Genomic DNA, 26539 nt, shown 5'->3' with positions numbered 1-26539 from the left:
TCATACCTGGTTGGCCGCGATCTGACGCCCTGTTACGCGCAGAACTTCTGGTAGGCGCTCAACACTAGATCGAATAGGGTGTGGACCCATGGTTGTGGAGAGGCCGACCAGTGCATCCAGCGAAGGCGTTCGCAGGAGTATGAAGGCCAACAAAGGCCGGGACACCAAGCCCGAGCTCGCTCTCAGGCGTGCAGTCCATGCCCTGGGCCTGCGGTATCGAGTCTCCATCCGCCCTCTGCCGAGCATTCGCCGTACCGCCGATCTGGTCTTCACCAAGGCGAAGGTCGCGGTCTTCATGGACGGCTGTTTCTGGCACGGCTGCCCCCAGCACCACACGAAGGCCGCGACGAACGCCGACTATTGGGCGGAGAAGGTCGTGAAGAATAGGGCTCGAGACAATGAGACGGACAGGATCCTGGCCGAGGCCGGGTGGACGGTCATTCGTGTCTGGGAGCACGAGGATCCCGTCTCGTCGGCGGGGCGGATCGCCGACGAGCTCAAAGTCATTCGGTCCAAATCGCAGGACTAATGCTTGCGCTTCTTTCGGCGACCCCGGGCCCCGGGCGGTCGGGTGGGGACGAGGCGTAGGGGATGGCGGGCGGTCTTGCGAAGTGACTCGGCGACCAGGTCGCGCATTTCTCGCAACCCCACCTCGTCATGGTGTCCCGACGCCAGCACCGCCTCCACCAGCTCGTACGCCTCCCCGCCCGCCATCCCCCTGAGCTGCCCGATGAGTTCTTCCGGTCCTCCGACCTCCAGCAACGACAGAAGGTTCTCCGCCCCCAGCAGCAGGTGCTCCCGCTCGCTCAGCGACTCAGGATCCAGTTCCCCGGCGTCGATGAGTTCCGTCCAGACGGCGGGGCCGAGGATCGGGTCGTGGCGTAGGTCTCGGAGGAGGGTGCGGCCCTGGGGGAGGGATTCGGTGAGGACGTTGAGGAGGATGGCGGTGCGGGTGCGGAACGGGCAGTCGCGGATGGCCTGGACCAGGGCATCGATGGTCTGGCCGGGTTGGGCGAGCCATCCGTTGAGCTCCGTGACGGCGTCCTCCAGCGGGTAGTGCTGGCTGAGCACGCCCAGGAGGCCGGACGGTGGGGCGGTGGCCAGTTCGCCGAGGAGTGGGGCGTCGCGGCCGTCGGCGAGGAGGCGGTGGCGGACGCCGTGGCGGCCGAGGGGGGTCAGGTTGACGAGGAGGAGGTCGGGGGCGGTGAGGCCGGCCCGGAGGCGGTCGACGGCCTCCGGGGAGAGCTCCTGGTCCTCGTGGTCGAGGTCGCTGGCGTAGAGCGGGTCGGCGGGGCCGTGGGTGAGGGTCACGGCGCCGAGGTCGGACAGGACCTCGAACGTGCGCTTCAGATCCGTGGCGACCTGGCGACGCAGCAGGTCACGCAGGTGCTCCTCCTGGTCGTCCAGGACGAAGAACTCCTGGCAGGCCAGCCACACCGTCTCCTCAAGCCGGATCATGGGCATGTCGTCCATGCCGTAGATGGTGTTGAGGACGTCGGGCAGGATCTCGTCGAAGGCGTCCGCCAGGAGGGCGGCGGGCCGCCACGTGGCGATGGGGGCGATGATCACCTGGCCCAGCTTCGGGAGGAGGTCGAACGCGTGCCTCCACAGCGCTTCCGGGTCGCGCAACAAAGGGGTGGCCTTGGCCACCCGGAGGAGGCGGCCCTTGGCGGTGCGGGTCAGGCGGAGCTTCTTGGCCCAGGCGAGGAGGAGGACCAGGTGGGGGAGCTCGGCGGAGCTGCGGACCCGGAGCCTCTCCTCGCCGGTGTCGAGGAGGGCCGACAGTTCGCGGGCGTCGGTGAGGGAGAGGTTGCCCGCCTTGGTGAGGGGCCGGCCGTCCGTGCGCAGCCAGTCGGCCAGGGTGATGAGGCGCTGGACGGTCCGGCTGCGGGTGGCGGCCTCGGCCAGGTCGGCGGGTGGGGGGAGGGTGATGGGGGGTTGGGCGAAGGCGCGTTCGTCGTCGAGGGTCGCCCCGGCGAAGCGGGCTTCCAGGAGTTTGGTGAGCACGCCCTGGTCGTAGTCGATCCGGCCCGCGTCGATGTCCTTCCTGAAGCGTTCGAAGGCGCGGGGGTCGGCGATGTCGACGTCGTGCTCCAGTGCCTTCTGGGCCCAGAATTTCGCCAGTCCCTGGCGGTGGAGGTCGTCGAGGGCGGCCGGGTATTCGGCCGCGGCCGCCGCGAGCGCCTCCTCCGAGGTGGTGCCGCGGGGGTCGCGCAGGCCGGTGGCGGTGAGGTAGGCCAGCCACGTGCGCAGGGTCTCCGGGGCGGCTTCGAGGACGTCGTGCGGGGCCACCAGGTGGTAGGGGATCCAGCGCAGCAGGAAACGCCGCACCAGTTCGTCGTCCCAATACGCCAGGCGCCCGTCGCGGCTGTCGTGGCGGGCCTCGAGGGCGGCGGAGAGCAGCACGCCGTCGGCCGGGCGGCCGTGCTCGCCGGCCCAGGTGAGGCAACGTCGGATCAGCAGGTCCTTGGCCGCCTCGAACTCCTCGGGCTCCTCAGCTTCGAACCAGGTACGCACGCCGCGAACTCCCCGTTTGTGGACGGTCTGGCGTCCCAGTATCCCGGTTCTTCAGACGCCATGGAGGGATACGGTCTCGCCCGTCAGATCCCAGTATCCCGGCTCTTCAGACTCCGCGGAGGGTTACGGTCTCGCCCGTCAGGCGGGAGTTCTCGGCCGCCCAGGCGATGAGGTGGCTGTGCAGGCTTTCGCCCGGCGCGGAGAGGATCGACGTGCGGTCCCGGGTGGCGATCGCCTTGAGGAACGCCTCGACCAGCCCCTCGTCACCGCCCCCGTGGCCGCCCCTGGCCGTCGCGTCGCCCGTGGCACTGGTGTCGACGGTCTCGATCCGGCCGGTGACGAAGTCGTGGACGGTCAGGAGGTTGCCGTCGCCCTCGATGGAGCCGCGGGTGCCGAAGACGCGGGTCTGCCGGTGGAGGGCCGGGGTGAAGGCGGTCATGGTGAACGAGGCCGTCGTGCCGCCCTCGAACTCCATGTTGACGACCTGGTGATCGACCACGTCGTTGTCGCAGGCGTACACGCACCTGCCGTACGGGCCGGTCCGCAGGGCCTCGAGGACGCCCTGCTCCGAGACGTCGTCGGTGAGGACGGACAGCGGCCACTCGTGCCGCCCCGCGCGGGGAAGGTAGATCCGCTTCGCGGAGTAGGCGCAGTCGGGCTCGACGGCGCAGTCGAGGCAGCGGTCGGCGGCGCCCGGCGGGCGGTTCTCGGGGGTGAAGTGGTGGAGGTTGCCGAAGGAGGAGACGCGGGTGACGCGCCTGCCAGTGACGTGGACGAGCCAGTCGAGGTCGTGGCAGGACTTGGCGAGCAGCATGAACGTCGACTCGTCCGTACGGCGCCAGTTGCCCCGCACGTACGAGTGCGCCTGGTGCCACCACCCCACCGGCTCCAGGTGCTGGATGTTGACGATCTCGCCGATCCGGCCCGCGTCGAGCAGGGCCTTCAAGGCCCGGGTGTACGGGGTGTAGCGCAGCACGTGACACACGGCGAAGATCGCGTCGGAACGTTCCGAGGCGGCCACGATGGCGCGGCAGTCGTCCTCCGAGACCGCCATCGGCTTCTCCAGGAGGATGTCGTAGCCCAGCTCGGCGAAGCGCACCGCGGGCTCGACGTGGTCACGGTCCTGGGTGGCGATGATCACCGCGTCGGCCTGGCGCGGCAGGGCGGCCAGCTCCCGCCAGTCCGCGTACGGCGTCGCCTCCGGGAACCTGCCGCGGCGGCCGTCCAGCGGATCGGCCACCGCGACCACCCGTGCCTGGCCCGACTCGACGGCATGGCGGGCATAGGACGTGCCTCGCGAACCCGCGCCGACGACGGCGAGAGTCACCATCACGCCTCCTACTTATGTAACCAATTCGCGTATGTCCGCCGATGCTAGGATCCTGGCTGGTAGACGTCAATAGGGGAGTTATGGGAGAGGGTCTCATAAGTTGACCGAGCTCCGGCCCGGTGACGCGTCCCTGCTGCGCAAAGTGAACACCCAGGCGACGCTCAGGGCCCTGCGCCGCGAGGGCGTGGCCACGCTGACCCAGCTCGGCCGGGTCACGGGGCTGTCCAGGCAGACCGTGGAGGCGGTGCTCGACGAGCTGGCCGAGCGCGGCTACGTCAGGGAGGTGCCGCCCGACGAGGGCGTGATGGGGCGGCCCGCGCGGCGGTTCGGGTTCCGCGCGGACGCCGGTCACGTGGTCGGCCTGGAGGTCGGCGGCGACGGCATCGTGGTGGCGCTGGCCGATCTCAACGGTGAGGTGGTCGCGTGGGAGCGGGCGGAGGTGGACGCCGGCGCGGCCGCCCATGAGCGGGTGGAGGCCGCCCGAAGCGCGGCGCTGAGGTGCGTGGACGGCGCGGGGGTCGCGCGGAGGCGGGTCTGGGCCGTGGCCGCCGGGACGCCGGGCATCGTCGACCGCACGGGGCGGGTGACGCTGTCGCTCCCCCTGCCGGGGTGGACGGGGCTGGACCTGGCGGGGGTGGCGGGGCGGTGGTTCGGATGCCCCGGGCTGGCGGCCAACGACGCCAACCTGGCCGCGCTCGCCGAGCACTGGCGCGGGAGCGCGCGGCACGCCGCCGACATCGTGTACGTCCTGATCGGGCACCGGGCCGGGGCGGGCATCCTCATCGGGGGCCGGCTGCACCGCGGGCGGAGCGGGGCTGCCGGGGAGATCGGCACCCTGCGGCAGGTCGGCTGGGAGGACGCCGCCCGCGAGCTGGTCAAGGGGACCTCGGCGGGCGAGGTGTTCGAGGCGGCGCTGAAGGGCGAGCGTGACGCCGTGGGGCGGGTGGAGCGCTATGCCGGACATCTGGCCGTCGGCGCCTCGGCGCTCGCCCTGGCCATCGACCCCGATCTGCTGGTGCTCGGCGGAGGTGGCTCCTCGCGGGCCGGTGACGTGCTGCTGGAACCGGTCCGGCGGCACCTGGCCGAGTTGTGCGTGAGCTCGCCCGAGGTGGTGGCGTCCACGCTCGGGGACGAGGGGGTGGCGCTCGGCGCGGTGCGTTTCGCGCTCGATCACGTCGAACGCGAGACGCTGGGTCTCTGACGGGATGAAGGCCCTACGGGGGTGCCGCGTCAGAACGCCTTCGCGGCCTCGAGCAGGGTCTGCCTGACCTGCTCCTCCGGCAGGTCCATCGTCTTGACCGCGCCCCACTGCAGCGCCCCGAGCAGGGCCCAGCTCTTCAGCCGGGTCTCCGGGGTGGGGTCGTCGCCCACGAGCTTGGCGTAGATCTCGTCCCTGAACGTGGCGATCTTCTCGCGTTCGGAGCCGGGTTCGGCCATGGAGTCGTCGGCGGCCAGGTCCTCCATGAACAGGCGGATCACCGAGCGGTAGCGCACCGCGAACCCGACGAGGGCCTCGACGAAGTCCGCTCGGGCGGCGTACCGGGTGCCGAGGAGGGCGAGCATGTCGTCGGCCACGGGGGAGAGCAGCTCGACGGCCAGGCGGTCCTTCGGGTGGAAGTGGTAGGCGACGGCCGTCTTGGTCAGGCCGACGACGGCGGCGATGTCGGCCAGGGACGTGGCCGCGTAGCCGCGCTCGGCGAACAGCTCTCTGGCGGCGGCCAGGATGCGGGAGCGGGTGTCGTCGGCTGTGTTCATCGTCTCATTTCCCTGCGGGAGACGGCCTTCCGTACATATCCCGTTTTATCGTATGTCCTGTACGACCGTACAGGACGGTTGTCGAGCCGGGGGCGAGCGATGACGCGGTTACTGGGACGGCTGGGTGGCTGGTGCGCGCGGCACGGCTGGATCGTGCTGATCGGCTGGATGATCGCGGCGGCCGCACTGATGGGCGGCAGCCTGGCCTTCCCCAGTCCCACCAGCAACGACGCCAGCATCCCGGGCACCGACGCGCAGCGCGCGCACGACCTCATGAAGACGGGCTTCGGCTCCGGCTACGCCACCGGTGGCACGATCCAGCTCCTGCTCTACTCGGCCGATGGGCCGCTCATCGACGACAAGCCCAAGAAGGCCGTCGAGCAGGCCATGGACCGGCTGCGGACGATGCCGTACGTCACGCAGGTGGAGACCCCCTACCGCAGGGGCGGCATCGCCTCCAACCTGCAGATCGGGCTCATCACCATCCGCCTGGAGGGCCACGACTCCAACAAGGTGGCCGAGATCACGCAGGCATTGTCGAAGGCCGCGGACCCGGCGCGGGCGGCCGGGCTGGAGGTGGTCCCCGCCGACAGCTCCACCCCCGCCGACAAGGAGATCAAGACCGGCCCCAGCGAGATCATCGGCGTGATCTGCGCGCTGCTGGTGCTGGTGTTCGCGTTCGGGACGCTGGTGGCCGCGATGATCCCGATCTTCGCCGCGCTGATCAGCGTCGCGTCCGGGCTGGGCGTCATCGGCCTGCTCGGATGGGTCGTGGACATGCCCAAGCAGGCCGGCATCATGGCCACGATGATCGGGCTCGGCGTGGGCATCGACTACGCGTTGTTCCTGCTGTCGCGCCACCGGCGGCTGCTGGCCGACGGGGTGCCGGTCGTGGAGTCCGTACGGCGGACCGTGGCCGGCTCGGGCGGGGCCGTCGTGTTCGCGGGCGGCACCGTGATCATCGCGCTGAGCGCGCTGCTGCTGGCCGGGTTCCCGCTGCTGGCGACGCTCGGCTGGGTCACCGGGATCTCCGTGGTGGCCGCCGTGGTGACCTCGATCACGCTGGTCCCGGCGCTGCTGGGGCTGCTCGGTCATCGCGTCAACGCGCTCAAGGTGCCGCTGCCGCGCGGCGGCGGCGCGGCCGGCTCCGGCTGGGCCGGGCTCGGCTCGTGGGTGGCCCGCCGTCCGTGGCGGGTGCTGCTCGCCAGCGCCGTCGTCCTGGGCGCGCTGGCCGCGCCCGCGCTGGCGCTGAAGCTGGGAGCGCTCGACGAAGGGTACGGCGCCCAGGGCTCGGAGCCCCGGCGCGCGTACGAGCTCATGGCCACCGGCTTCGGCCCCGGCTCCAACGGGCCGCTGATCGTGGTCGCCGAGCTGCCCTCCAAGGTCACGGACGCCAAGGACCCCATCGTGGACAACCTCGTCCGCGAGGTGAAGGACGTCGGCGGCGTCGCGCACGTGGCCGACCCCAAGGTGAACACCTCGGGCCGTTCGGTGCTGCTCCAGGTCATCCCCGAGTACGCGCCCAGCGACGAGCGGGCACCCGGCGTGGTCCACGACGTCAGGGCCATCTCGATCCCCGGGGTGCAGGTGCACGTCGGGGGCAAGGTGGCGGGCCTGACGGACGCCGGGGACCGGATGGCCGAGCGCACCCCGCTGGTCATCGGCGTGGTGGTGCTGCTGAGCGCGCTGCTCCTGCTGCTGGCCTTCCGGGCGCCCGTCGTGGCGATCAAGGCGGCGGTGATGAACCTGGTGTCGCTGGGGGCCGCGTTCGGCGCTCTGGCCATGGTGTTCTCGATCGGGCTGGGGAGCGGGCTGGTGGGGATGGATCCGCCCGTCAGCTCCTCGTACGTGACGGAGCTCTTCTTCTCGGTGCCCATCGAGAGCTATGTGCCGTTGATGCTGTTCGCGGTGCTGTTCGGGCTGTCGATGGACTACGAGGTGTTCCTGCTGACGGCGGTGCGGCAGTCGTACCTGCGGCATGGGAGGAACGCGCGGGCGGTCGCGGAGGGGTTGGGCTCGACGGGGCGGGTCATCACGTCGGCAGCGTTGATCATGGTGGCGGTGTTCGTCGCGTTCATCGCCTACCCCGACCCCATGGTGAAGACGTTCGGCGTCGGGCTGGCGGTCGCGATCGCCGTCGATGCCACGATCATCCGCGGGTTCCTGGTGCCGGCCACGATGGTGCTGCTGGGGCGGCTCAACTGGTGGTGCCCGCGGTGGCTGGACCGGATCCTGCCGAACCTGTCGGTGGAGGGGCACGAGGAGGACGAGCCGGTCCAGCGGCGGCGGCGGGAGCCGGTTGAGGCGGGCGTCTAGCCGAGCAGGAGGAACGCGACGAAGCCGATCAGCACGAGCGCCAGGAGCGCGGCCACGACGGTCGTCGCGCGAGCCCGCCACCGGGCCTCGGCCGCCCGCCCGTGCGCTTCGAGGCTCGCCGCCTGGAACCTCCGGGTCAGGTCCGACAGCGGCGGAAGGTGCTCGAACTCCTCCGGATCGCCGGAGCCCAGGAGGGCGGGGTCCTCCCCGTGCTCGGCCCAGTCGCGGGCCCGGTGGTCGAGCTGCCGCCGGGCCAGCAGGGCGGCGCGGTCGGCGTCGATCCACTCGCCGAGCCGGGGCCAGGCCCTGATCAGCGCCTCGTGGCCGAGCTCCACGGTCTCGGCGCCGACGGTGAGCAGCCGCGCCTTGACGAACGCCTCGAGCACCGGCCCGGTCTCCGACGTCTCCAGTTCGGCCAGCGGCACCTTCGTACGCGTGTCGCCGGCCCCCTCGCCCGGCCGCACCAGGCGGGGCAGCAGCCGGCGGGCCGCGTGCCGGCCGGCCGGGTCGAGGCCGGCGAGCGTGGCCTCGGCGCTGTTGGCCAGGGCGTGGGCGATCCCGCCGGTCGCCAGATAGCCGCCCACGGTCAGCACACCGTCCTCACGGTGCTGCCACGTGGCCAGCAGCGCGTGCGACAGCCGCGGCAGCACGCCGTCCGGGCCGCCCGCCGCCAGGTCCGCCAGGAGCAGGTCCGCCAGGCCGCGGTGCAGGGTGAGGTCGGCCAGTTCGGCGGGCCGTTCGATGGCCTCGCGGAGCTGGGTGGCGGTCATGGGCGTGACGATCACCGGGCTCTCCAGGGCGGTCGTCAGCTCGTCGTAGCGGACGCAGCGTCCGAAGAAGTCGGCGCGCAGGCCGATGACGACCACCGCCTTCGCGCAGGCGGCCTCCAGGGCGGACAGGAACGCCCGCCGCGCCGCCTCCTCCTCGCACAGCGTGAAGAGCTCCTCGAACTGGTCCACCACGATCACCCGCTGCCCCGGACCGGCGAGCAGCTCCTCCAGCCTGTGGGGCTCCCGATGGAGGTCCTGCCGCAGGTCGGCGGGGTGGGCGTCGGTCTGGGCGGCGAGCTCGTCCGCCAGGGTCGCGATCGGGTCGCGGCCGGGGGTCAGCACCATGACGTGGGTGCCCGAGGCCCGCTCCAGGACCGGCACCAGCCCGGCGCGCAGCAGCGAGGTCTTGCCGGCCCCCGACGGGCCCACCACGATGAGCGGCTCCCGCAGGGAGAGCTGCCCGGCCACCCGGTCGGTCAGGTTCCTGGTCAGATCGGCCCGCCCGAAGAAGTAGGGCGCGTCCTGCGACCCGTACGACGCCAGCCCCCGGTACGGGCTGAACCCCCCGCTCCCTGACAGGGCCGCGTTGAGCGCGAGCGGGCTCACCCCGGCCGGCCACCCGGACTGCCTGCGCGGCGCGCCGATCCGCTGCTCGACCAGCAGCCGCGTCACGGCCATGTACACGTCGTCGACCCCCAGGAACGGCCCCGCCGCCGGATCCCCCCGCGTGAGCACCTGGATCAGCGCCCCGGAGAAGGCCGTGTGCCGCTGCCCCTCGGGCGCCCAGGCCACCTCGTCCCGGCCGCTGACGGACAGCACGTAGCTTCCATGCTGCGCGGCGGTGAACACCTCGTCGAGCGCGAGGCGTACCCCGGTGGCCCGGTCCGCGAAGCAGCAGTCCAGCACCACCAGCACGAGCGGGGCCCGGCAGCCGGCCAGCACGTCGGCGACCGTCGCGTAAGGGAGCGCCTGATCGTCGGCGGCCATGGTGGCGCGGGTGGCCAGGTGCAGGTCGCCGTTCGGGCCGACCAGGCCGTGGCCCACGTAGTAGCAGATCAGCACGTCCTCGGCGGCGTCGGCCGCGGCCGCCAGGGCCGCGCCCAGCTCCTTCGGATCCGCCGGGTCCACCAGCGTGGTCAGCCCGGACTCCGCCAGCCCGGCCTGCTCGACCAGGCAGCGCCCCAGGTCGGCGACCGTGCGGGCGACGGCGGGCACCGGCGTCAGCGCGGAGCCCGGCGCGTAGGAGCCGGACCCGGCCAGCAGCACCCGCGCGCCGGGCCGGGACAGCAGGAGCTCCGGCAGGTCACTTCCCGTCATCGGAGAGCACCTGGGGGAGACGGCCGGCCGGGGTTTCGGTGATCGTGATCCTGCCGCGCGGCCCGGGCTCCTCCGGCAGCCGGGAGCACGGCTCCCGCAGTGTGTCCGCGGGGCTGTCGGCTGCGACGCTCACCTCGACGGTCATGGGCGCTCCCGGATGGCTGGGGTATCCGGAATGTACCCCGGATGGCCGGCCGGCGGTCGGCCGACGCGCACGCGACCGGGGATCTTCCGTCAGTCGGGGTCGGCGAGGTTGCAGGCGGGGACCCACCCGACGACACCGGTGCTCACGTTGCGGCCGTGATACCACAGGGTGCTCTCGAAGTTGTCGCACCGGTAGAGCCCGTGCTCCTCCGAGCGGTTCGCCTCGAAGCCCTGGCCCGCGTAGCCGAGGCCGTTGCGGTTGGAGCCCGCCCGGGGCTCGCTCCAGATGATCACGCCCTGGGCGCCGAAGTCGTACAGGCGCCTGGCCTCGGCGGCGGTGACCAGGCCGCCGAGCGCCGCGGTCGCGAGCAGACCTGCCATGGTGGCTCGTCTGATGTGCACCGTGCCTCCCTCTGTGAGCGTCGTTGCTCACAGTAAGGGGGCAGTCGCTCAGCGTTCCAATGGTTTTTCGCCGCGTCGCCAGCCGAGGAAGCCGCCGTCCAGGGGACGGGCCGCGTAGCCGTGCTCGCGCAGCAGGCGGACGGCCTCGGGGGAGACCACGCAGTAGGGTCCGCCGCAGTACGCCACGATCTCCGCCTCCTTCGGCAGGTCGTCCAGATGGTCGCGCAGGTCCGACAGGGGGACGGAGATCGCACCCGGCACGTGGCCGGCGGCGTAGTCGGTGGCGGAGCGTACGTCCACGACGACCGTGCCGGGGTCGGCGAGGCGCCGCGCCAGCTCGTCGGCGGTCACGCCCTCCAGGGCGCCCAGCCGGCTCCGTACGGCGTCGCGCAGGTCGGCCAGCCGGTCGTGCGCGAACCCCTGCAACTCGCCGAGGAAGCGCGACACCCGCTCGTCGGTCAGCCGGTAGTAGACGCGCGTGCCCTCCCGCCTGCTGGTCACCAGGTGGGCCGCGCGGAGCTGCTGGAGCTGGGCCGAGGTGTTCTTGAGCGGGATCTCCGCCGCCTGCGCCAGCTCCTCGACCGTGCGCTCACGCTGGTCGAGCACGTCCAGCAGCCGCAGCCGCACCGGGCTGGACAGGGCCTTGCCGACGCGGGCGAGCTGCTCGTAGATCGGCTCTTCCGGGAACTGGGCCATCACACCATGTACTGGTCGTGCCGCAGGTAGAGCTCCGTCCACTCCTCGGGGGTGAGCTGCCGGCCGGTGTTGGCGATGTCGGCCAGCTCCTCGAAGTACGCCTCGCGGGGCGCGCCCGGGGTGAACAGGATCAGCATCGACGCGGGCTCGCCCGACTCGTTGCGGAAGGCGTGCACCCCGCCCTCGGGCAGGTACAGGAAGTCGCCCGGCTTGCCGTCGGCCCACTTCTCGCCGTTGTAGAGCCGGATGGTGCCGGACAGCACGTAGAACGACTCGGTCATCGTGCGGTGGAAGTGCGGGCCGGGGCCGGACGGGCGCGGGCCCATCTCCCACCGGTACAGGCCGAACGCGCCGCTCGTGGAGCCGCCGGTGGCCAGGTAGTGCACGTCGGTGCCGCCGCTGCCGATCGCCAGGTCCGGCGCCTGGCCGGTCAGGTGGAACGTGCCGCTGTGCTCTCCGGTCTCGCCGAAGTAGCGGGGCTCGGGGTAGGACATGCCGCCTCCTCTTTCTGATATTCTAAGGAATCTTAGAATACGGAACCGGCGCAGGCAAGAGGCCCCCGGTACGGAACCGGGGGCCTCGGCAAGAGTGCCGTCGCTCAGGCGAGCCGCTCACGCGTCACGGTGGGGCACCAGCTTCCAGTACTGGGAGATGGAGGGCGGGCCCTCCCACATCGAGGTGGGAACCACGTAGACGTTGTTCGAGACGATGTTGCTCTGCGTGCTGAGCGCGTATCCCGGATAGGCCTTCGGGATGATCGCGTAGCAGTCCGCGTCCATCGGGGACGCGTCGCTGCCATGCACGCGGCGGACGAACCACCTCTGCTTGTCGCTCGCGCTGTCGGGGGTCTTGAGGCGGGGGTAGTCCTTCTCGTTGATGCCGGCCGTGAGGCAGCGGGCGTTCTCGTAGCTCTTGATCAGGTAGGTGTCGTCGCCGGCGGGCTCGACGTACCACAGGTGGCCCAGCCAGCCCTTGGTCGTCATGACCGGGTCCAGGTTCCAGGTCTGGACGGCCTGGTCGATGTTGTCGTTGTAGTTGTCGGTCAGCAGGTACGTCCCGGTGACCTCGTGGACGAACATGAACGGGCCCTGGGTGCCTCCCGTGGCGGAAATGCTGGTCATGTGCCGTTCCCCTCTCTCGTTGAGACGTTCGCAGGGGTGTTGGCGCCAACAAGTCAAGACTCGTCCCGGATTCTGTTGCCGTCACGAGTCAGACGGCGTCCACATCCGGCCATTCCCGGCACAGCTTCAGAACGTGATCACCGTGCGCGCCACCGTGCCCTCGCGGACGTGGGCCACGGCCTCGTTGATCTGGTCCAGCGGGAGGCGTTCCGAGATCAGGCCGTTGAGGTCCAGGCGGCCCCGCGCGTACTGGGCGGCCAGCATCGGCAGGTCGCGGTGGGGCGCGGCGTCGCCGCCCTGGGTGCCCATGAGGCGGCGGGAGGAGAACAGCAGGGACGTGTCCAGCTCCATGGGCCGGCCGCGCGGAGGGCTGCCGACCATGACCGTGGTGCCGCCGGGCTGGGTCGAGGCGAAGGCCTGGGCCAGGACCCCGGGTACGCCGGTGGCGTCGAAGGCGTAGTCGGCGCCGCCCCTGACCACGTCGGCGACCTGGCCGGGGAGGTCGGAGGCCAGGAGGGTGTGGGTGGCGCCGAAGCGTTCGGCCAGTTTGAGCTTCTGCTCGGCCACGTCGGCGGCGATGATCGTGGTGGCGCCCGCCAGGACCGCGCCCTGGATGACGTTCAGGCCCACTCCGCCGCAGCCCACGACGAGGACCGTGGCGCCGGGCGGAACCTGGGCGACGTTCATGACGGCGCCGACACCGGTGATGACGCCGCAGGCCAGCAGGCACATGGCGTCGAAGGGCGCGGATTCGTCGATCTTCACGCACATGGGCTCGGACACGACCGCGTACTCCGCGAAGGAGCCGATGCCGATGAAGCGGCGCAGCTCCTCGCCGTCCAGGGAGATCCGGGGGAGGCCGCCCATGATGGCGGGCAGGCGGGCGGGTCCGGAGCAGAGGTGGAAGCGGCCCTCTCCGCACTGGCGGCAGCGGCCGCACGGGCCGCTCATGGAGATGATGACGTGGTCGCCGGGGCCGACCGTGGTGACGCCCGCGCCGACGCTCTCCACGACCCCGGCGCTCTCGTGGCCGAGGATGAACGGCAGCCGGCTCACCACCGGGCTCTTGCCGTCGATGGCCTTGAGGTCGGAGCCGCACACGCCCGACGCCTTGATCCGCACGCGGACCTCGCCTGCCCCCGGATCGTCGATCTCGACCTCGCGCAACTCCATCGGTGAGTGGAAGTCGGTCAGTACGGCGGCGCGCATCAGCATGCCACAAGCTAACCCGGCGACCGAATTGCGAGCAAGCGGTTGCTCGGTATCCCCGTTGACGCCCCTCCCGGGCGAATTTACGCTCAGGACATTAACCAAGCGAGCGCTAGGCCAAATGGGTGAGGGAGGCCATCATGGCTCGTCGGTACGGGGTGGCTGGAGTGGCGACGGCGGTGGTGCTGCTCGGTGCGTGCGCAGCCCCCCAACAGCAGCAGCAGGGTACGACGGCCCAGGGAGCGCCCGGTGTGACCGACACGACGATCAGGATCGGCGGCGTGCTGACCAAGACCAGCGCCAGCGGCTACTCGACCAAGGACGCCGAGATCGGGGCCAAGGCCAGGTTCGAGCGGGCCAACGCCGAGGGCGGGGTGCACGGCAGGAAGATCGAGTTCCTCGGGGCCGAGGACGACGGGCAGGACGCCGCCAAGGGCGACGCGGCGGCCAAGAAGCTCGTGCAGAAGGACCAGGTCTTCGCCCTCGTGCCCGTCCACGCCCCCAACTTCGGCGGCGCCGCCTTCCTCGAACAACAGGGCGTGCCGTGGTTCGGCTGGGCGACCGGCCCCCAGTGGTGCGGCACCACGACCGGGTTCGGGTACAACGGCTGCCTGGCGCCCAAACAAGGGGCGGGCTCCCAGACGTGGTGGGGCAGGCAGATGGCCGAACTGCTCGGCGGGGCCGAAGGCAAGAGCGTCTACGTGCAGACCTCCGACTCCAGCGGCAGCAAGTACGGCGGCACCACCATCTCCCGGTCGTTCACCGCGGCCGGCTTCAAGCTCGCGGGCGTGAACTCCGGCCTCCCGGCGGCGGCGCCACCACCCGACTGGCTCCCGTACGTCAACAAGATCATGACCTCGAACGACGGCAAGGCCCCCGACGTCGTGGTCTCGGTCATCGCCGGCACCAAGTTCAACGTGGGCCTGTACGGGGCGCTCAAGCGGGCCGGCTACAAGGGCGCGCTCACGGACGCGACCAGCTACGACGCGGCCATCCTGAAGGACCCCGCCAGCGCGCAGGCCCTGGAGGGCGTGATCGCGGCGCCCATGTTCGAGCCGTTCGAGTCCAGCGCCCCCGAGGTCGCCCGCCTCAGGCAGGACGTCGAGAAGGTCGCCCCCGGCACCGTGCTCACCCAGCACCTGGCCATCGGCTACTGGGCCGCCGACATCTTCCTCGACATGCTGAACAAGACCGGCAAGGACCTGACCAGGCAGAAGTTCCTGGCCACGGGCAACGGCTCGTACACCTACGAGAACGCCGGCTTCGGCAGGATCCAGTACCCCAAGGACCACAGTGAGCCGAACGGCTGCGGCGCCCTGGTCAAGCTGGACAACGGCGCCTTCCAGGTGGCCAAGAGCATGAAGTGCTTCGACAACGTGCCGCTCAAATGATCCTGGGCTACATCCTCAGCGGCCTGGTCACCGGCGCCATCTTCGCGATCATGGGATCGGGCCTGACGCTCTCGTACGCGGCCACCGGCGTCTTCAACTTCGCCCACGGCGCCATCGGCTTCCTGACCGCCCTGCTGTTCTACGAGCTCAACCAGGCCGGGCTGCCCGCCTGGCTCTCGGCCCTGCTGTCGGTCGCGCTGTTCGCCCCCGCCTTCGGCTACGCGCTGCACAAGGCCATGTTCCGCGGCCTCGCGCAGGCGGGGGAGACCGCGCAGATCGTCGCCACCATCGGGCTCACGATCGCGCTGCCCGCGCTGGGCCTGCTGGTCGTGGACCTGGCGGGGCTGCCGCCCGCGGACGCCACCTCGCTGCCGCGCGGCGTCGGGCCGCATCCGGCGCAGTCGTTCGACGTGCTGGGCGTGCACCTGGACACCGACCAGCTCATCACGTTCGCCTTCTCGGCGGTGACGGCGGCCGGGCTGTGGGCGTTCATGCGGCACACCCCGTACGGGCTGCGCATGCGGGCCTCCGTGGACCGCCGCCGTCTGGCCACGCTGCGGGGCATCGACGCCGACGCGACCTCGGCGCTGGCCTGGATGCTCGGCTCGGGGCTGGCCGGGCTGGCGGGGGTGCTGGCGGTGTCGGTGCTCGGGCTGGACGCGACGGCGTACACGGTGCTGCTGTTCGCCTCGGCCACGGCGGCGGTGTTCGGGCGGCTGCGCTCGATCCCGTGGACGTTCGCGGCCGGGCTGGCGCTCGGCGTGATCCAGAACCTGGTCGCCGGTTACACCGACTTCCTGGAGGAGGTCACCGGGCTGCGCACGGCCGTGCCGGTGATCCTGCTGTTCGCCGGGCTCGTGCTGCTGAACAGGTCGCGCGAGCGGGTCGCGGGCAGCGCGGCCGAGGACGCGCCGCCGCCCGACCACCTGGCCGGGCTGCCGCCCTGGCGGCGCCGCCTGCCCTGGGCGGCCGGGCTCGTGGCGCTGGTGGCCTTCACGTTTGCCGGGTCCGAATACTACGTGGGCGTCGTGGCGCAGGGGCTCGTGCTGGCGCTGATCTTCTGCTCGTTCGTCGTCGTGACGGGGATCGGCGGCATGGTGAACCTGGCGCAGGCCGCGTTCGCCTCGATGGCCGCGCTGACCTGCGGGTGGGCGTTCGCCTCCGGGCTGCCGTTCTTCGTGGCGATCGTGCTGGGCGTGCTCGCCGCCGGGGCCGTGGGCCTGCTGGTGGCGCTGCCCGCGCTGCGGCTGGGCGGGCGGGTGCTGACGCTGGCCACGCTCGCCCTGGCACTGCTGGCCGACCAGGTGCTGTTCCAGGTGGACGCGTTCAGCAACGGCACGATCGGCTGGTCGCTGCCCGCGCTCGGGTTCGGCTTCGCCGACACCTCCGACCCGCGGGTGCGGGTGGTGGTGCTGCTCGTGCTGATCGGGTGCGTGGCGCTGCTCGTCCGCAACCTCGAACGGTCGGCCTCCGGGCGGGCGATCCTGGCCGTGCGGTCGGCGCCGGCCGCGGCCATCACGTCGGGGCTGTCGGCACCCCGTACGAAGATCATGCTGTTCGTGCTGGCGTCGGCGATCGCGGGGCTGGGCGGGGTGCTGTTCGCCATCTCCAAAGGGTCGATCACCGCGACCGATCTGCCGGCCTTCGCCGGGTTCGTCTGGCTGGCCGTCGTGGTGCTGCAGGGCGTGCGGCGGATCGGGGGCGCGGTGCTCGGCGGGCTCATCGCCGTCGCCATGCCCGAACTGCTCGCGACCTGGGACCTGTCCGCGCACGTCGGGGCCATCCTGTTCGGGCTCGGCGGCATGATCTTGGCCAAGCACCCGGACGGGGTGCTGACCCAACTGGCCGAGCTGCGTCACCGCCGCCGCCCGGCCGTCACCGAAGAGGAGAGCCCCGAGACCCCGCACGAAGGGCCGGCCCTGTTCGCGCTGGAGGGCGTCGTGGCCGGTTACGAGGACTGCACCGTGCTGCGCGGCGTCCACCTGACCGTGAATCCCGGCGAGGTCGTCGCGCTGCTCGGCGCGAACGGCGCGGGCAAGTCCACCACCTGCGCGGCCGCCGCCGGCGACCTGCCGATCACGGGCGGCAGGATCCTGCTGGACGGCGAGGACGTCACCGCCTGGCCCGCCCACCGCAGGGCACGGGCCGGGATCATGCTGGCGCCCGAGGGCAGGGGCGTCTTCCCCGGCCTCACCGTGGAGGAGAACCTGCGCACCTGGCTGCCCGATCCGGAGCCCGTCTACGAGCGGCTGCCACAGCTAGCCGAGCGGCGCGGCGTGCTCGCGGGCGCCCTGTCCGGCGGCGAGCAGCAACTGCTCACGCTCGCGCCCGCGCTCGTCCGGCCGCCCCGGGTGCTGATCGCCGACGAGCCCTCGCTCGGGCTGGCGCCGATGGTGGTACGGCAGATCTTCGAGGTCTTCGCCGAACTGCGCGAGCGCGGGGTCGCGCTGCTGCTGGTCGAGGAGAAGGCCACGGAGGCGCTGGCGATCGCGGACCGGGTGGCGTTCATGCGGCTGGGCCGCGTCACCTGGGCGGGACCGCGGGCCGAGGTGGACAGCGAGCGGCTGACCGCCGCCTACCTGGGGGTGAGGTGACACATGCTGGCCGTGGAGGGCGTGTCGGTGGCGTTCGGCGGGGTCAGGGCGCTCGACGGGGTCTCGTTCGAGGTATCGGAGGGCCTGGTCTGCGGAGTGATCGGGCCGAACGGGGCGGGCAAGACCACGCTGTTCGACGTGGTGTCCGGGCTGCGCCGGCCGAGCGCCGGGCGGGTCAGCGTGGCCGGCGGAGACCTGACCGGGGTGTCGCCGGTACGGCGGGCCAGGGCCGGGCTGCGCCGGACGTTCCAGCGGACCCAGGTGTTCGGCCGGCTCACCGTGGCCGACAACGTGCTGGCCGCGCTCGACTGGCACGGCGGCGGTGGCGGGCTGGCCGCCGACCTGGCCGGATGGCCCGCCAGGCGGCGGCTGGAGCGGGAGCGCCGCGAGCGGGTGGCCGAGGTGCTGGAGCTGTGCGGCCTCACCCCGCTGCGCGACGCGTACGCCGCCGCGCTCCCCGTCGGCCAGCGCCGGCTCGTCGAGCTGGCCAGGGCGCTGGCCGACCGCCCCCGACTGCTGCTGCTCGACGAGCCCACCTCGGGGCTGGACGCCGGTCAGACGGCGCGGCTGGCGGAGGTGGTCAGGGCGCTGGAGACGACCGTGCTGCTGGTGGAGCACGACATGGGATTCGTCATGGGCACCTGCGACCGGATCGTCGTGCTGGACCTCGGCAAGGTGATCGCCACCGGGACACCGGCCGAGATCAGGGAGGACCCGGTGGTCAGGGCCGCCTACCTGGGTTAGGCGTGCCGCTCGGTGAAGGACAGGATGCGCCGCCAGGCGTCCTGGCAGGCGTCGGCCCACTCGGCGTAGGAGCGGTCGAAGAACGAGTGCGGCGCGCCCTCGTAGACGTGGCTCTCGTGCTCGGTGCCGACGCGGTCGAGCGCGGCCTCGTACGCGGCGAACTGCTCCGGCGTCGAGACCTCGTCGGCGCCGGCCCTGAGCAGGAGCAGCGGCGCCCCCGGACCCGTGGCCGGCTCCTCGATGGCGCGCAGCGCGCCGTAGAAGCCGATGCCGCCCGCCAGGCCGTTGCCCTCGGCGGCCTGGCGCCACGAGTGGGCCCCGCCCATGCAGAAGCCCACCGTGAACACCGGCCCGTGGGCCGCCAGCTCGTCGGTGGCCGCCCGCGCGTCGGCCCGGACGCCGTCGGCGGTGACCTGCTTGACGTGCGTCATGAAGTCGAAGTCGTCGCCGCGGTCGCCGAGACCCGCCGTGCGGCCGAAGTAGTCGATCGCGATCGTCCTGAACCCGGCCTCGGCGAACCGCACGGCCAGGTCGCGGTAGTAGGGATGCAGCCCGCGTACGTCGGGCAGGATCACCATGCCGCGCCCGTTCGGCTCCGCCGGCTCGGCCCGGTAGGCGAGGAGGCGGTTGCCGTCGGCGGCGGTCAGCTCTATCTGCTCGTGCAAGGCCACCTCACCCTGAACGGGCGGAGCGGGCGGCCTGCTGTCGGTGGAATGACACATGACGCCAGCATGCCCACCCGGGCCCGCGTGATCCAGGTACACGGAGGGCCATGCTGGGCGTGTCGGGTCATGGGCAGACTTATGGCATGAACAGGGAGCTGGGCGCTTTCCTCCGGGCGCGAAGGAGCGAGGTCGCGCCGGAGGACGTGGGGATGGCCGGCGGGCCGCGCAGGAGGGTGCGCGGGCTGCGCCGCGAGGAGCTGGCCGAGCTGGCGGGGATCAGCGTCGAATACCTGGTCCGGCTCGAACAGGGCCGCACCACGCAACCCTCCGGGTCCGTGCTGGAGTCGTTGTCCACGGCGCTCGGCCTGACCGAGGCCGAGCGGGCCCACCTGTTCGACCTGGCCGCGCCGCGCGCCCGCCCGCGGCCGTCCGACGGGGTGCGGCCCGAGCTGGCCCGGCTGCTGGAGCGGGTGGCCGGCGCCGACGTGCCCGCGCTCGTCACCGGCTACCGGCTGGACGTGCTCGCCTGGAACCGGCTGGCCGACGCGCTGTTCGCCGGGCTGTGCCGTCCAGGGGCGAACCTGGCCAGGTACAATTTCCTGCACCCGCAGGCGTCCGCCTTGTATCCGGAGCGCGAGGAGGTCCTGCGTGCCACGGTCGGGCAGCTTCGCCTGGCCACCGGCCGCCACCCCGACGATCCCGTGCTGCTGTCCCTGATCGGCGAGTTGTCCGTGCGCAGCGAGCGTTTCCGTGTCCTGTGGGCCGGGCGGGTGGTGAAAGAGCGCACCCATGGCGTCAAGCGGTTCCGGCATCCCGTGGTCGGGGAGCTGTCGCTGCGCTATGAGACGTTCGACGTGCCGGGCGGCGCCGGGCAGCGGCTCAGCCTGCTGCACCCGGAACAGGACGGCGTGTCGGAGGAGTCGCTGGGCCTGCTGGCCTCCTGGGGGCTCAGTACGACGGAGCCGCCCGCAGCTCCTTGACCAGATGGGCGCGTACGCGGGCCACGGCGGGCCGGGCCTCGGCTCCGGAGCGGACGGCCAGGTAGCCGGTGTCGATCGGCGCCTCCTCCGGCTCCGCCAGCCTGACCAGGGTCCCGGCGGCCAGGTCGCGCCGACACAGGTACGCGGGCAGCACCGACACCCCCATGCCGGCCCTGACCGCGCTCAGCACCCCGCGCAGCCGGGGCCGGATCGTGGACAGCACCAGGTCCAGCCGGCCCGCCGCGAGATCGGTCAGCAGGTCGTCGGACAGGCCCAGGGTGAAGCGCAGGCGCAGCCCGTCGCGTACGAGGGGGGCCAGCATGGGCATCACCACCTCGCACAGGAACTCGGCGGGGCCGCCCAGGTGCACCGCCTCGCCGGTGGGCAGCTCAGACTCCACCACCTCGTCCAGCGAGTCGAGCGCGGGCGCCACCCGGCGGGCCAGCTCGTCGGCGGCCGGCGTGGGCGCCACGCCGCGCGGCAGCCGGTCGAACAGCGGCCGGTCCAGCGTCGACTCCAGCGCCTTGACCTGCGCGGTCACCGCCGGTTGGGACAGCCCGAGGGTCTGGGCGGCGGCCGTGACGGAGCCGGTCCTGTGCACCGCGAGAAAGGTCCGCAGCAGGTCGAGCGAGAGAGGCGACATATCAAGATTCTGATACCTGAAGGCGTCTTTCGTGATTTGTGGCTGATGGCTCGGGGCGTGATGCTGTGAGACATGAGCCAGCGCATTCTGATCGTTCTGACCAGCCACGACGACCTCGGCGGCGTGGAGCGGACCGGATATTACGTGCCCGAGGCGGCCCACCCCTGGGAGATCTTCCGCAAGGCCGGATTCGAGGTCGACGTCGCCAGCGTGCGGGGCGGCGAGCCGCCTCAGGACGGCTACGACCCTGAGGACCCCGCGCAGGTCGCCTTCGTCGCCTCTCCCGAGCAGCGCGACACCGCCCGCCTGGCCGACGTCGACGCCTCCCGCTACGACGCCGTGCTCTACGCCGGCGGCCACGGCACCATGTGGGACTTCCCCGACGACCCGGACGTGATCCGCGTCGGGCGGGAGGTATACGAGCGGGACGGCGTCGTGGCGGCCGTCTGCCACGGCCCGGCGGCGCTGGTGAACCTGACGTTGTCGGACGGGTCGTACCTGGTGGCGGGCAAGCGGGTGGCGGCCTTCACCAACACGGAGGAGGACCTGCGTGGCGTGTCGCACGTGGTGCCGTTCCTGCTGGCCGACACGCTGGTGTCCCGGGGCGCCGAGCACCGGCCGGGCGAGACCTGGCAGGCTCAGGTGGTGGTGGACGGCCGCCTGGCGACCGGCCAGAACCCGGCCAGCGCCGCGCCCCTGGCCGAGCGGGTGGTGGAGCTCCTCGCCGAACGGCGGGCCTGAGGCGGGCAATCGCCGCCGGATGGCGGTTGTGCGACCAGGGCGTGAGCTCTGACCATCGAGGGGTAAGCCCTGTACCCCCCGTGGAAGGGAAACCTCATGGCATACCACCCCAACCTGGATCCGGAGATCCGGGCCACGCTCGAGACCACGCCTTTCCCCGCGTTCGACGTGGCGAACCTGACGGCCGAGGCGCTCGACGGGCACCGCGCCCAGATCAACGCGCTCCTGGCCGGCGGGCCGCAGCCGGACACCGACGTGGTGATCGAGAACCGGCACGTGCCGGGGCCCGACGGTGAGCCGGACGTCCGGGTCCGGATCTACCGGCCCGCCGGGGAGGTCGTGACCCGGCCGGGGCTCTACTGGATCCACGGTGGTGGCATGATCATCGGGGTGCCCGAGATGGACGACGCGATGATGATCGACTATGTCGAGCGGCTCGGCATCGTGGCGGTCTCCGTCGACTACCGGCTGGCCCCGGAGCATCCGCATCCCGCGCCCGTCGAAGACTGCTACGCGGGGCTGGTGTGGACCGCCAAGACGGCGGAGGAGCTGGGCATCGACCCGGCCCGGCTGGCCGTCGGCGGAGCCAGCGCGGGCGGTGGCCTGGCCGCCGCGACCGTGCTGCTGGCCCGCGACAGGGGCGGCCCCGACGTGGCCTTCCAGCTCCTCGTCTGCCCGATGCTGGACGACCGCAACATCACGCCGTCCAGCCACGAGTTCGCCGAAGCGGTCGTCTGGGACAGGGCCGCCAACCTGTTCGGCTGGAACGCCCTGCTCGACGGCGGGGCCGGTGGCGACGACGTGCCCGCGTACGCGGCCCCGGCTCGGGCCGCCGACCTGTCCGGGCTGCCGCCGGCGTTCATCGACGTCGGGGAGCTGGAGGTGTTCAGGGACGAGGACATGGACTACGCCCTGCGGCTCGCGCGGTCGGGGGTGTCCACCGAGTTCCACCTCTACCCGGGGGCCTTCCACGGGTTCGACGGCATGGTGCCCGACACCGCGCTGAGCAGGCGGGCCAAGGAGGCCAGGGTGGCGGCGCTCAAGCGCGCGCTCGGCCTCTGACGGTTCGGCCTCTGACGGTTCGGCTTCCGCCGGCTCGGCCTCTGACGGCTCAGCCTCTGATCGGGGGGTTCGCCCGCAGGCGGGTCAGGGCGAGGGCCAGGTGGGCGCGCAGCCGGCCGGCCGGGTCGGCGAGCGAGAAGCCCAGCACGGACTCCGCCCGCGCGATACGCGCGGCCATCGAGCTGTGGTGCAGGTGCACGGCGACGGCGGCGCCGCGCACCGAGCCCGCCAGGCACAGCGCCCGCACGGCGAGCAGCGACTCCTCGCCCAGCCTGGTCATCGCCCGGACGTCGGCCAGCTCCGCGACCGCCGCCGCGGGCATGTCGGCGAACAGCGCCAGCGCGCCCAGGTCCGGCCAGCGCATCACCCGGTCGAGCGGGCCGGTGAAGCGCAGCGCGGTCCGCGCGCCCGCCCACGACTCGGCCGCCCGCGCCCCCGGCAGCTCGGGGCCGATGCCGATCCTGGCCTCCCCGGGCAGCTCGGGCAGGGTGGTCGCCACCAGCACCGCTTCGGTGTCGCCGATCCTGGCGGCCCGGACGTGGTGGCCCATCGTGCGCAGCCCGGCGGCCCGCCCGGGGCCGGGCAGCGCGATCGCCAGGGCCTGGAGGGGCGTGGCCGGGTCGAAGCCCAGCAGGCGCAGCGCGCGGGCCCGCTCGGCCTCGCCGGTCTCGGCCGACAGCACCAACTCGACCAGCGCCGGATCCTGGCCCGCCTGCGTCAGGGCGGCGGCGCGTTCGAGGGTGACCTCGGCCGCGGCCGCGTAGCGTTCCAGCACGATCTCGTCGAGCCCGTGCGCGGGCCCTTCGCGTTCCATCCAGACCGCCCCGAGCCCGGAGGACAACTCCCTGGTCACGCCGGGGAGGGAGGCGGGCGTGTCGGCCGAGCCGCCCGGCGAGGTGCGGAGGCGGCGGCCGGTGGCCGCGTCGAGCAGGCCCACCGGGCACTGCGTCAGGCGGGCGGTGGCGGCGAGCAGCACCGGGACGCTGACGTGGTCGCGCACCAGCGAGTCGAAGTAGGCGATGACCCGCACCGCGCTCTCCGCGTCGGCGTCGAGCGTCGAGAGCCGCAGCAGCAGTCCCTGCACACCACCCAGACTACTGGCCATGATACCAAGCGTGCGCTAGGTTGGTTTTTGTGGATCTCGACTTCTCCCCGGCCGAGCGGGACTTCCGCGCCGAGGTTCGCGACTGGCTGAGCACCAACGCGCCGGGGCCGCTCCCGTCCATGGACACCCCCGAGGGCTTCGAGGCACACCGCGCCTGGGAGGCGCTGCTGGCGGACGCGCGGCTGTCCGTCGTCTCCTGGCCCGAGGAGTACGGCGGCCGCGGCGCCTCCCTGATCGAATGGCTGATCTTCGAGGAGGAGTACTGGGCCGCCGGCGCCCCCGCCCGCGTCACCCAGAACGGTATCTTCCTGCTGGCCCCGTCCCTGATGCGGTTCGGCACCCCCGGGCAGCGCGAGCGGTGGCTGCCGAGGATGGCCAGGGGCGCGGACGTGTGGGCCCAGGCGTGGTCCGAGCCGGAGGCCGGCAGCGACCTGGCCGCCCTCACCGCCCGGGCCGAGCCCGCCCCGGGCGGCTGGCTGCTGTACGGGCACAAGACGTGGAGCTCCCGCGCCGCCCACGCCACCCACGGGTTCGGCCTCTTCCGCACCTCGGGGACACGGCACAAGGGACTGACGTACTTCCTGTTCCCGCTGACGGAGGTCGGCGTGCGGCCGATCGCGCAGCTCGACGGGCTGCCGGGCTTCGCCGAACTGCACTTCGACGGGGTGTTCGTGCCCGACTCCCTGGTGCTGGGCGAGGCCGGGGAGGGGTGGCGGATCGCGATGGCCACCACCTCCTCCGAACGCGGCCTGACCCTGCGCAGTCCCGGGCGCTTCCTGGCCACCGCCGACCGGCTCGTCCGCCTGGCCCGCGACGCCGATCCAGCGCTCGCCGACCGGGCCGCCCGGTGCTGGGCGGAGGCGGAGGCGTACCGGCTGCACACGTTCGGGACGGCGCGCCGGATCATGGCGGGGGAGGAGCTCGGGTCCGCGGCCAGCCTGGGCAAGGTCTTCTGGTCGGAGCTGGACCTGCGGATGCACACGCTGGCCATGGAGCTGCTGGGGGAGCGGGCGGCGGAGGCGGGCTGGCTCGACGGGTTCCTGTTCTCGCTGGCCGGGCCCATCTACGCGGGGACGAACGAGATCCAGCGCAACATCATCGCCGAGCGCGTGCTGGGGCTGCCGCGATGAGGCGGGCCGGGCTCGCTCCCGGGGCCGCCACGATTTCGGGGGTGGTGTCGCGATGAACTTCGGTTTCACCGACGAGCAGCTCGCGCTGGCCGCGACCGTGCGCGACGTGCTGCGGGCGCACTGCCCGCCGGCCGCCCTGCGCCGTGAGCGGCGGCCGGCCTGGAAGGAGCTGGCCGAGCTGGGGTTCTTCGGGCTGCTGCTGCCTGAAGGGGCCGACGGGCTGGGGCTCGGGCTGGCCGACGTCGTGCTCGCGCTGGAGGAGACCGGGCGGGCCTGCCTGCCGGGACCGGTCGTGGAGACGGCGGTGGCGGCGCCCTTCCTGGTGGCCGGGGCGCCCAAACTGGCCTCCGGCGCGGTGTGCGTCGCCGTGCTGCCGCCCGGCCAGGCGTACGCGCCCGACGCCGACCTCGCCGACCTGCTTGTGGTGACGCGGGCCGACGGGGTACGCGTGGTCGCCAGGGAGTCGGCGCGGCTGGTCGCCCGGCCAGGGACGGATCCGTGCCGGCCGCAGTTCGAGGTGGGCTTCGAGGAGTCCGAGCCGCTGGCCGTGCCCGTCGAGCCGGCCCTGCGGCGGGCCACGGTGGCGACCGCCGCCCAGCTCGTCGGGGTCGCCAGGGAGCTGCTCGCGGTGACCGTCGCGTACGCGCGGGCGCGTACCCAGTTCGGGGCGCCGATCGGGTCGTTCCAGGCGGTCAAGCACCAGCTCGCCGACGTGGCCGTGGCCGTGGAATTCGCGGCACCGCTGGTGTACCGGGCCGCCCTGACGGTGGACAGGGCGGTGGACAGGGCGGTGGACAGGGCGGTGGACGGTGCTGCGGACAGGGCGGTGGACGGCGCGGTGGACGGCGCGGTGGCGAGGGTGGAACGTGACGTGAGCGCGGCGAAGGCCGCCGCCGGGGAGGCCGCCGTGCTGGCGGCGCGGGTGGCGCTGCAGGTGCACGGGGCGATCGGCTACACCGAGGAGCTGGACCTGCGGTTCTGGCTCGCCCGCGCCTGGTCCCTGTCCGCCGCGTACGGCACCACCGCCACCCATCGCCGGCGCCTGCGTGCCGCCCTGCTCGGCGGCGACCTGCGGAGGTACCCGTGAAGTTCGGTGTCCCCCTGGGGCTGCTGCACCCGGCCGCCTGGAAGGACGTGGCGGTGGCCGCCGACGAGCTGGGCTTCGAGTCGGTGTGGCTGCCCGAGCACCTCGTCTTCGCCACCGACCTGTCCCTGGCCGTCTACCCGGGCACCTCGGATCCGGGCATCAAGCCGGAGACGCCCCTGTTCGACGCGCCCGCGTACCTGTGCTGGCTGGCCGCCCTCACCACCCGCGTCAAGCTCGGCACGGCGGTGCAGCTCCTGGCCCTGCGCCACCCCTTCGTCTCGGCCCGGGCGTTCGCCACGCTGGACGTGGTCTCCTCGGGCCGGGCCATCTGCGGGGTCGGCGCGGGCTGGTACCGGGGGGAGTGGGAGGCGGCCGGGGTGCCGTTCGAGACCAGGGGAGCGCGGCTGGACGAGGCGATCGAGGTGGTCAGGCGGCTCTGGAGCGAGCCCGTGGTCGCCCATTCCGGCCGGTTCTACTCCTTCCCCGAGGTCGCCTTCGAGCCCAAGCCGGTGCAGACGCGGCTGCCCGTGCTCGCCGGCGGGGAGTCGGCGGCGGCGCTGCGCAGGGCGGCGCGGCTCTGTGACGGGTGGATCAGCATGCCGCACACGATCGAGTCGATCAGGCCGCAGCTCGACCGGCTCGGGGCGGGCGTGCCGGTGACCGCGCACGCCTACGCCCTGGCCTCCCCCGACGAGGTGGCCGCCTGGGCGGAGCTGGGGGTGGAGCGGCTGATCGTCCGGCCCTGGACGCGCAGCCGGGACGCCGTCTCCCGGCTGACCGCCTTCGCCGCCGACCACGGCCTCGGGAGCACTGGGTAGTC

At 72.6% G+C, this 26539-nt stretch carries 25 protein-coding genes; 12 read left to right on the top strand and 13 right to left on the bottom strand.

Translation table 11 applies throughout. The annotated features are described in order from the left end of the window. Positions 1–88 precede the first annotated feature (88 nt). On the top strand, positions 89–529 hold the full coding sequence (locus AB0I15_RS29935; protein ID WP_358102374.1) for a very short patch repair endonuclease: 441 nt from the start codon (positions 89–91) through the stop codon (positions 527–529). Here the strand turns inward: AB0I15_RS29935 and AB0I15_RS29930 are convergent. Both AB0I15_RS29930 and AB0I15_RS29925 read right to left on the bottom strand, forming a co-directional pair. Continuing rightward, positions 526–2517 carry a hypothetical protein gene (locus tag AB0I15_RS29930; RefSeq protein ID WP_358102372.1) on the bottom strand — a complete coding sequence of 664 codons (1992 nt, stop codon included), beginning with the start codon at positions 2515–2517 and terminating at the stop codon, positions 526–528. The genes AB0I15_RS29935 and AB0I15_RS29930 overlap by 4 nt on opposite strands. Positions 2518–2623: 106 nt before the next feature. Then, positions 2624–3847: a Gfo/Idh/MocA family oxidoreductase gene (locus AB0I15_RS29925; protein WP_358102370.1), complete on the bottom strand. Its 1224-nt coding sequence runs from the start codon at positions 3845–3847 to the stop codon at positions 2624–2626. Between the two features lie 100 nt (positions 3848–3947). Here AB0I15_RS29925 and AB0I15_RS29920 point away from each other — a divergent pair, with 100 nt between their 5' ends. After that, positions 3948–5048, top strand: coding sequence for an ROK family transcriptional regulator (locus tag AB0I15_RS29920; RefSeq protein WP_358102368.1), 1101 nt, complete (start codon positions 3948–3950; stop codon positions 5046–5048). Between the two features lie 29 nt (positions 5049–5077). Here AB0I15_RS29920 and AB0I15_RS29915 read toward each other — a convergent pair whose 3' ends face one another. Then, positions 5078–5602 (bottom strand): TetR family transcriptional regulator, encoded by a 525-nt coding sequence (locus AB0I15_RS29915; protein ID WP_358102366.1) that lies wholly within the window; start codon positions 5600–5602, stop codon positions 5078–5080. A gap of 99 nt (positions 5603–5701) precedes the next feature. Here AB0I15_RS29915 and AB0I15_RS29910 point away from each other — a divergent pair, with 99 nt between their 5' ends. Continuing rightward, positions 5702–7918 (top strand): MMPL family transporter, encoded by a 2217-nt coding sequence (locus AB0I15_RS29910; protein WP_358102364.1) that lies wholly within the window; start codon positions 5702–5704, stop codon positions 7916–7918. Here the strand turns inward: AB0I15_RS29910 and AB0I15_RS29905 are convergent. From AB0I15_RS29905 to AB0I15_RS29875, 7 genes are all read right to left on the bottom strand, one after another. Next, positions 7915–10005, bottom strand: coding sequence for an AAA family ATPase (locus AB0I15_RS29905; RefSeq protein WP_358102362.1), 2091 nt, complete (start codon positions 10003–10005; stop codon positions 7915–7917). The genes AB0I15_RS29910 and AB0I15_RS29905 overlap by 4 nt on opposite strands. Then, complete coding sequence (locus tag AB0I15_RS29900) at positions 9992–10150, bottom strand: hypothetical protein (protein ID WP_358102360.1); 159 nt, start codon at positions 10148–10150, stop codon at positions 9992–9994. Before AB0I15_RS29900 ends, AB0I15_RS29905 begins: the two co-directional genes overlap by 14 nt. Before the next feature lie 89 nt (positions 10151–10239). Continuing rightward, the gene (locus AB0I15_RS29895) at positions 10240–10551 is read right to left on the bottom strand and encodes a hypothetical protein (RefSeq protein ID WP_358102358.1); all 312 of its coding nucleotides are present in this window, start codon (positions 10549–10551) and stop codon (positions 10240–10242) included. Positions 10552–10599: 48 nt separating this feature from the next. Further along, positions 10600–11247 (bottom strand): metalloregulator ArsR/SmtB family transcription factor, encoded by a 648-nt coding sequence (locus tag AB0I15_RS29890; protein WP_358102356.1) that lies wholly within the window; start codon positions 11245–11247, stop codon positions 10600–10602. Further along, positions 11247–11741, bottom strand: a complete 495-nt coding sequence (locus AB0I15_RS29885) for a cupin domain-containing protein (RefSeq protein ID WP_358102354.1) — start codon at positions 11739–11741, stop codon at positions 11247–11249. The genes AB0I15_RS29890 and AB0I15_RS29885 overlap by 1 nt, the downstream gene beginning before the upstream one ends. Positions 11742–11858: 117 nt before the next feature. Then, positions 11859–12368: a hypothetical protein gene (locus AB0I15_RS29880; protein WP_358102352.1), complete on the bottom strand. Its 510-nt coding sequence runs from the start codon at positions 12366–12368 to the stop codon at positions 11859–11861. 126 nt (positions 12369–12494) lie between these two features. Next, complete coding sequence (locus AB0I15_RS29875; protein WP_358102350.1) at positions 12495–13583, bottom strand: alcohol dehydrogenase catalytic domain-containing protein; 1089 nt, start codon at positions 13581–13583, stop codon at positions 12495–12497. 134 nt (positions 13584–13717) lie between these two features. Between AB0I15_RS29875 and AB0I15_RS29870 the strand changes: the two genes are divergently transcribed. From AB0I15_RS29870 to AB0I15_RS29860, 3 genes are read left to right on the top strand one after another with little or no spacing between them, the layout of a single operon-like run. Next, the gene (locus AB0I15_RS29870) at positions 13718–14968 is read left to right on the top strand and encodes an ABC transporter substrate-binding protein (RefSeq protein WP_358102348.1); all 1251 of its coding nucleotides are present in this window, start codon (positions 13718–13720) and stop codon (positions 14966–14968) included. Next, entirely contained in the window at positions 14965–17562 is a 2598-nt protein-coding gene (locus AB0I15_RS29865; protein WP_358102346.1) for an ATP-binding cassette domain-containing protein, read from the top strand. Before AB0I15_RS29870 ends, AB0I15_RS29865 begins: the two co-directional genes overlap by 4 nt. A gap of 3 nt (positions 17563–17565) precedes the next feature. After that, positions 17566–18306 (top strand): ABC transporter ATP-binding protein, encoded by a 741-nt coding sequence (locus AB0I15_RS29860; RefSeq protein WP_358102344.1) that lies wholly within the window; start codon positions 17566–17568, stop codon positions 18304–18306. Here AB0I15_RS29860 and AB0I15_RS29855 read toward each other — a convergent pair. After that, positions 18303–18977 carry a dienelactone hydrolase family protein gene (locus AB0I15_RS29855; RefSeq protein WP_358102411.1) on the bottom strand — a complete coding sequence of 225 codons (675 nt, stop codon included), beginning with the start codon at positions 18975–18977 and terminating at the stop codon, positions 18303–18305. The two genes, AB0I15_RS29860 and AB0I15_RS29855, sit on opposite strands and share 4 nt — an antisense overlap. A 137-nt stretch (positions 18978–19114) precedes the next feature. Between AB0I15_RS29855 and AB0I15_RS29850 the strand changes: the two genes are divergently transcribed. Beyond that, a complete protein-coding gene (locus AB0I15_RS29850; RefSeq protein ID WP_358102342.1) occupies positions 19115–19951 on the top strand; it encodes a helix-turn-helix transcriptional regulator in 837 nt (278 codons plus the stop codon). Here the strand turns inward: AB0I15_RS29850 and AB0I15_RS29845 are convergent. Beyond that, positions 19920–20594 carry a LysR family transcriptional regulator gene (locus AB0I15_RS29845; protein ID WP_358102340.1) on the bottom strand — a complete coding sequence of 225 codons (675 nt, stop codon included), beginning with the start codon at positions 20592–20594 and terminating at the stop codon, positions 19920–19922. The two genes, AB0I15_RS29850 and AB0I15_RS29845, sit on opposite strands and share 32 nt — an antisense overlap. Before the next feature lie 72 nt (positions 20595–20666). Between AB0I15_RS29845 and AB0I15_RS29840 the strand changes: the two genes are divergently transcribed. Together AB0I15_RS29840 and AB0I15_RS29835 are read left to right on the top strand one after the other, a co-directional pair. Next, positions 20667–21335, top strand: coding sequence for a type 1 glutamine amidotransferase domain-containing protein (locus AB0I15_RS29840; protein WP_358102338.1), 669 nt, complete (start codon positions 20667–20669; stop codon positions 21333–21335). A gap of 96 nt (positions 21336–21431) precedes the next feature. After that, positions 21432–22397 carry an alpha/beta hydrolase gene (locus tag AB0I15_RS29835; RefSeq protein ID WP_358102336.1) on the top strand — a complete coding sequence of 322 codons (966 nt, stop codon included), beginning with the start codon at positions 21432–21434 and terminating at the stop codon, positions 22395–22397. 49 nt (positions 22398–22446) lie between these two features. Here AB0I15_RS29835 and AB0I15_RS29830 read toward each other — a convergent pair whose 3' ends face one another. After that, positions 22447–23502, bottom strand: a complete 1056-nt coding sequence (locus AB0I15_RS29830; RefSeq protein WP_358102334.1) for a helix-turn-helix domain-containing protein — start codon at positions 23500–23502, stop codon at positions 22447–22449. A 29-nt stretch (positions 23503–23531) separates the two neighbouring features. Here AB0I15_RS29830 and AB0I15_RS29825 point away from each other — a divergent pair, with 29 nt between their 5' ends. Genes AB0I15_RS29825 through AB0I15_RS29815 form a run of 3 tightly spaced genes read left to right on the top strand, consistent with a single transcriptional unit; the run spans position 23532 to position 26537 of the window. Beyond that, on the top strand, positions 23532–24632 hold the full coding sequence (locus tag AB0I15_RS29825) for an acyl-CoA dehydrogenase family protein (protein WP_358102332.1): 1101 nt from the start codon (positions 23532–23534) through the stop codon (positions 24630–24632). 52 nt (positions 24633–24684) lie between these two features. Then, on the top strand, positions 24685–25719 hold the full coding sequence (locus AB0I15_RS29820; RefSeq protein ID WP_358102330.1) for an acyl-CoA dehydrogenase family protein: 1035 nt from the start codon (positions 24685–24687) through the stop codon (positions 25717–25719). Then, positions 25716–26537 carry a TIGR03619 family F420-dependent LLM class oxidoreductase gene (locus tag AB0I15_RS29815; protein WP_358102328.1) on the top strand — a complete coding sequence of 274 codons (822 nt, stop codon included), beginning with the start codon at positions 25716–25718 and terminating at the stop codon, positions 26535–26537. The genes AB0I15_RS29820 and AB0I15_RS29815 overlap by 4 nt, the downstream gene beginning before the upstream one ends. Positions 26538–26539 lie beyond the last annotated feature (2 nt).

The sequence above is a fragment of the Nonomuraea sp. NPDC050643 genome, from assembly GCF_040654715.1.
GTDB lineage: Bacteria > Actinomycetota > Actinomycetes > Streptosporangiales > Streptosporangiaceae > Nonomuraea.
The sequence above is the reverse complement of the archived record's forward strand: the minus strand, read 5'-3'. Positions and strand labels throughout refer to the sequence as shown.

What these genes read in the sequence shown, in the direction of transcription:
- AB0I15_RS29935 (WP_358102374.1), top strand. Translation starts at nt 89, where the DNA reads ATGGTTGTGGAGAGGCCGACCAGTGCATCCAGCGAAGGCGTTCGCAGG.
- AB0I15_RS29925 (WP_358102370.1), bottom strand. Translation starts at nt 3,847, where the DNA reads ATGGTGACTCTCGCCGTCGTCGGCGCGGGTTCGCGAGGCACGTCCTAT.
- AB0I15_RS29915 (WP_358102366.1), bottom strand. Translation starts at nt 5,602, where the DNA reads ATGAACACAGCCGACGACACCCGCTCCCGCATCCTGGCCGCCGCCAGA.
- AB0I15_RS29910 (WP_358102364.1), top strand. Translation starts at nt 5,702, where the DNA reads ATGACGCGGTTACTGGGACGGCTGGGTGGCTGGTGCGCGCGGCACGGC.
- AB0I15_RS29905 (WP_358102362.1), bottom strand. Translation starts at nt 10,005, where the DNA reads ATGACGGGAAGTGACCTGCCGGAGCTCCTGCTGTCCCGGCCCGGCGCG.
- AB0I15_RS29900 (WP_358102360.1), bottom strand. Translation starts at nt 10,150, where the DNA reads ATGACCGTCGAGGTGAGCGTCGCAGCCGACAGCCCCGCGGACACACTG.
- AB0I15_RS29890 (WP_358102356.1), bottom strand. Translation starts at nt 11,247, where the DNA reads ATGGCCCAGTTCCCGGAAGAGCCGATCTACGAGCAGCTCGCCCGCGTC.
- AB0I15_RS29885 (WP_358102354.1), bottom strand. Translation starts at nt 11,741, where the DNA reads ATGTCCTACCCCGAGCCCCGCTACTTCGGCGAGACCGGAGAGCACAGC.
- AB0I15_RS29880 (WP_358102352.1), bottom strand. Translation starts at nt 12,368, where the DNA reads ATGACCAGCATTTCCGCCACGGGAGGCACCCAGGGCCCGTTCATGTTC.
- AB0I15_RS29875 (WP_358102350.1), bottom strand. Translation starts at nt 13,583, where the DNA reads ATGCTGATGCGCGCCGCCGTACTGACCGACTTCCACTCACCGATGGAG.
- AB0I15_RS29870 (WP_358102348.1), top strand. Translation starts at nt 13,718, where the DNA reads ATGGCTCGTCGGTACGGGGTGGCTGGAGTGGCGACGGCGGTGGTGCTG.
- AB0I15_RS29865 (WP_358102346.1), top strand. Translation starts at nt 14,965, where the DNA reads ATGATCCTGGGCTACATCCTCAGCGGCCTGGTCACCGGCGCCATCTTC.
- AB0I15_RS29860 (WP_358102344.1), top strand. Translation starts at nt 17,566, where the DNA reads ATGCTGGCCGTGGAGGGCGTGTCGGTGGCGTTCGGCGGGGTCAGGGCG.
- AB0I15_RS29850 (WP_358102342.1), top strand. Translation starts at nt 19,115, where the DNA reads ATGAACAGGGAGCTGGGCGCTTTCCTCCGGGCGCGAAGGAGCGAGGTC.
- AB0I15_RS29845 (WP_358102340.1), bottom strand. Translation starts at nt 20,594, where the DNA reads ATGTCGCCTCTCTCGCTCGACCTGCTGCGGACCTTTCTCGCGGTGCAC.
- AB0I15_RS29840 (WP_358102338.1), top strand. Translation starts at nt 20,667, where the DNA reads ATGAGCCAGCGCATTCTGATCGTTCTGACCAGCCACGACGACCTCGGC.
- AB0I15_RS29835 (WP_358102336.1), top strand. Translation starts at nt 21,432, where the DNA reads ATGGCATACCACCCCAACCTGGATCCGGAGATCCGGGCCACGCTCGAG.
- AB0I15_RS29830 (WP_358102334.1), bottom strand. Translation starts at nt 23,502, where the DNA reads ATGGCCAGTAGTCTGGGTGGTGTGCAGGGACTGCTGCTGCGGCTCTCG.
- AB0I15_RS29820 (WP_358102330.1), top strand. Translation starts at nt 24,685, where the DNA reads ATGAACTTCGGTTTCACCGACGAGCAGCTCGCGCTGGCCGCGACCGTG.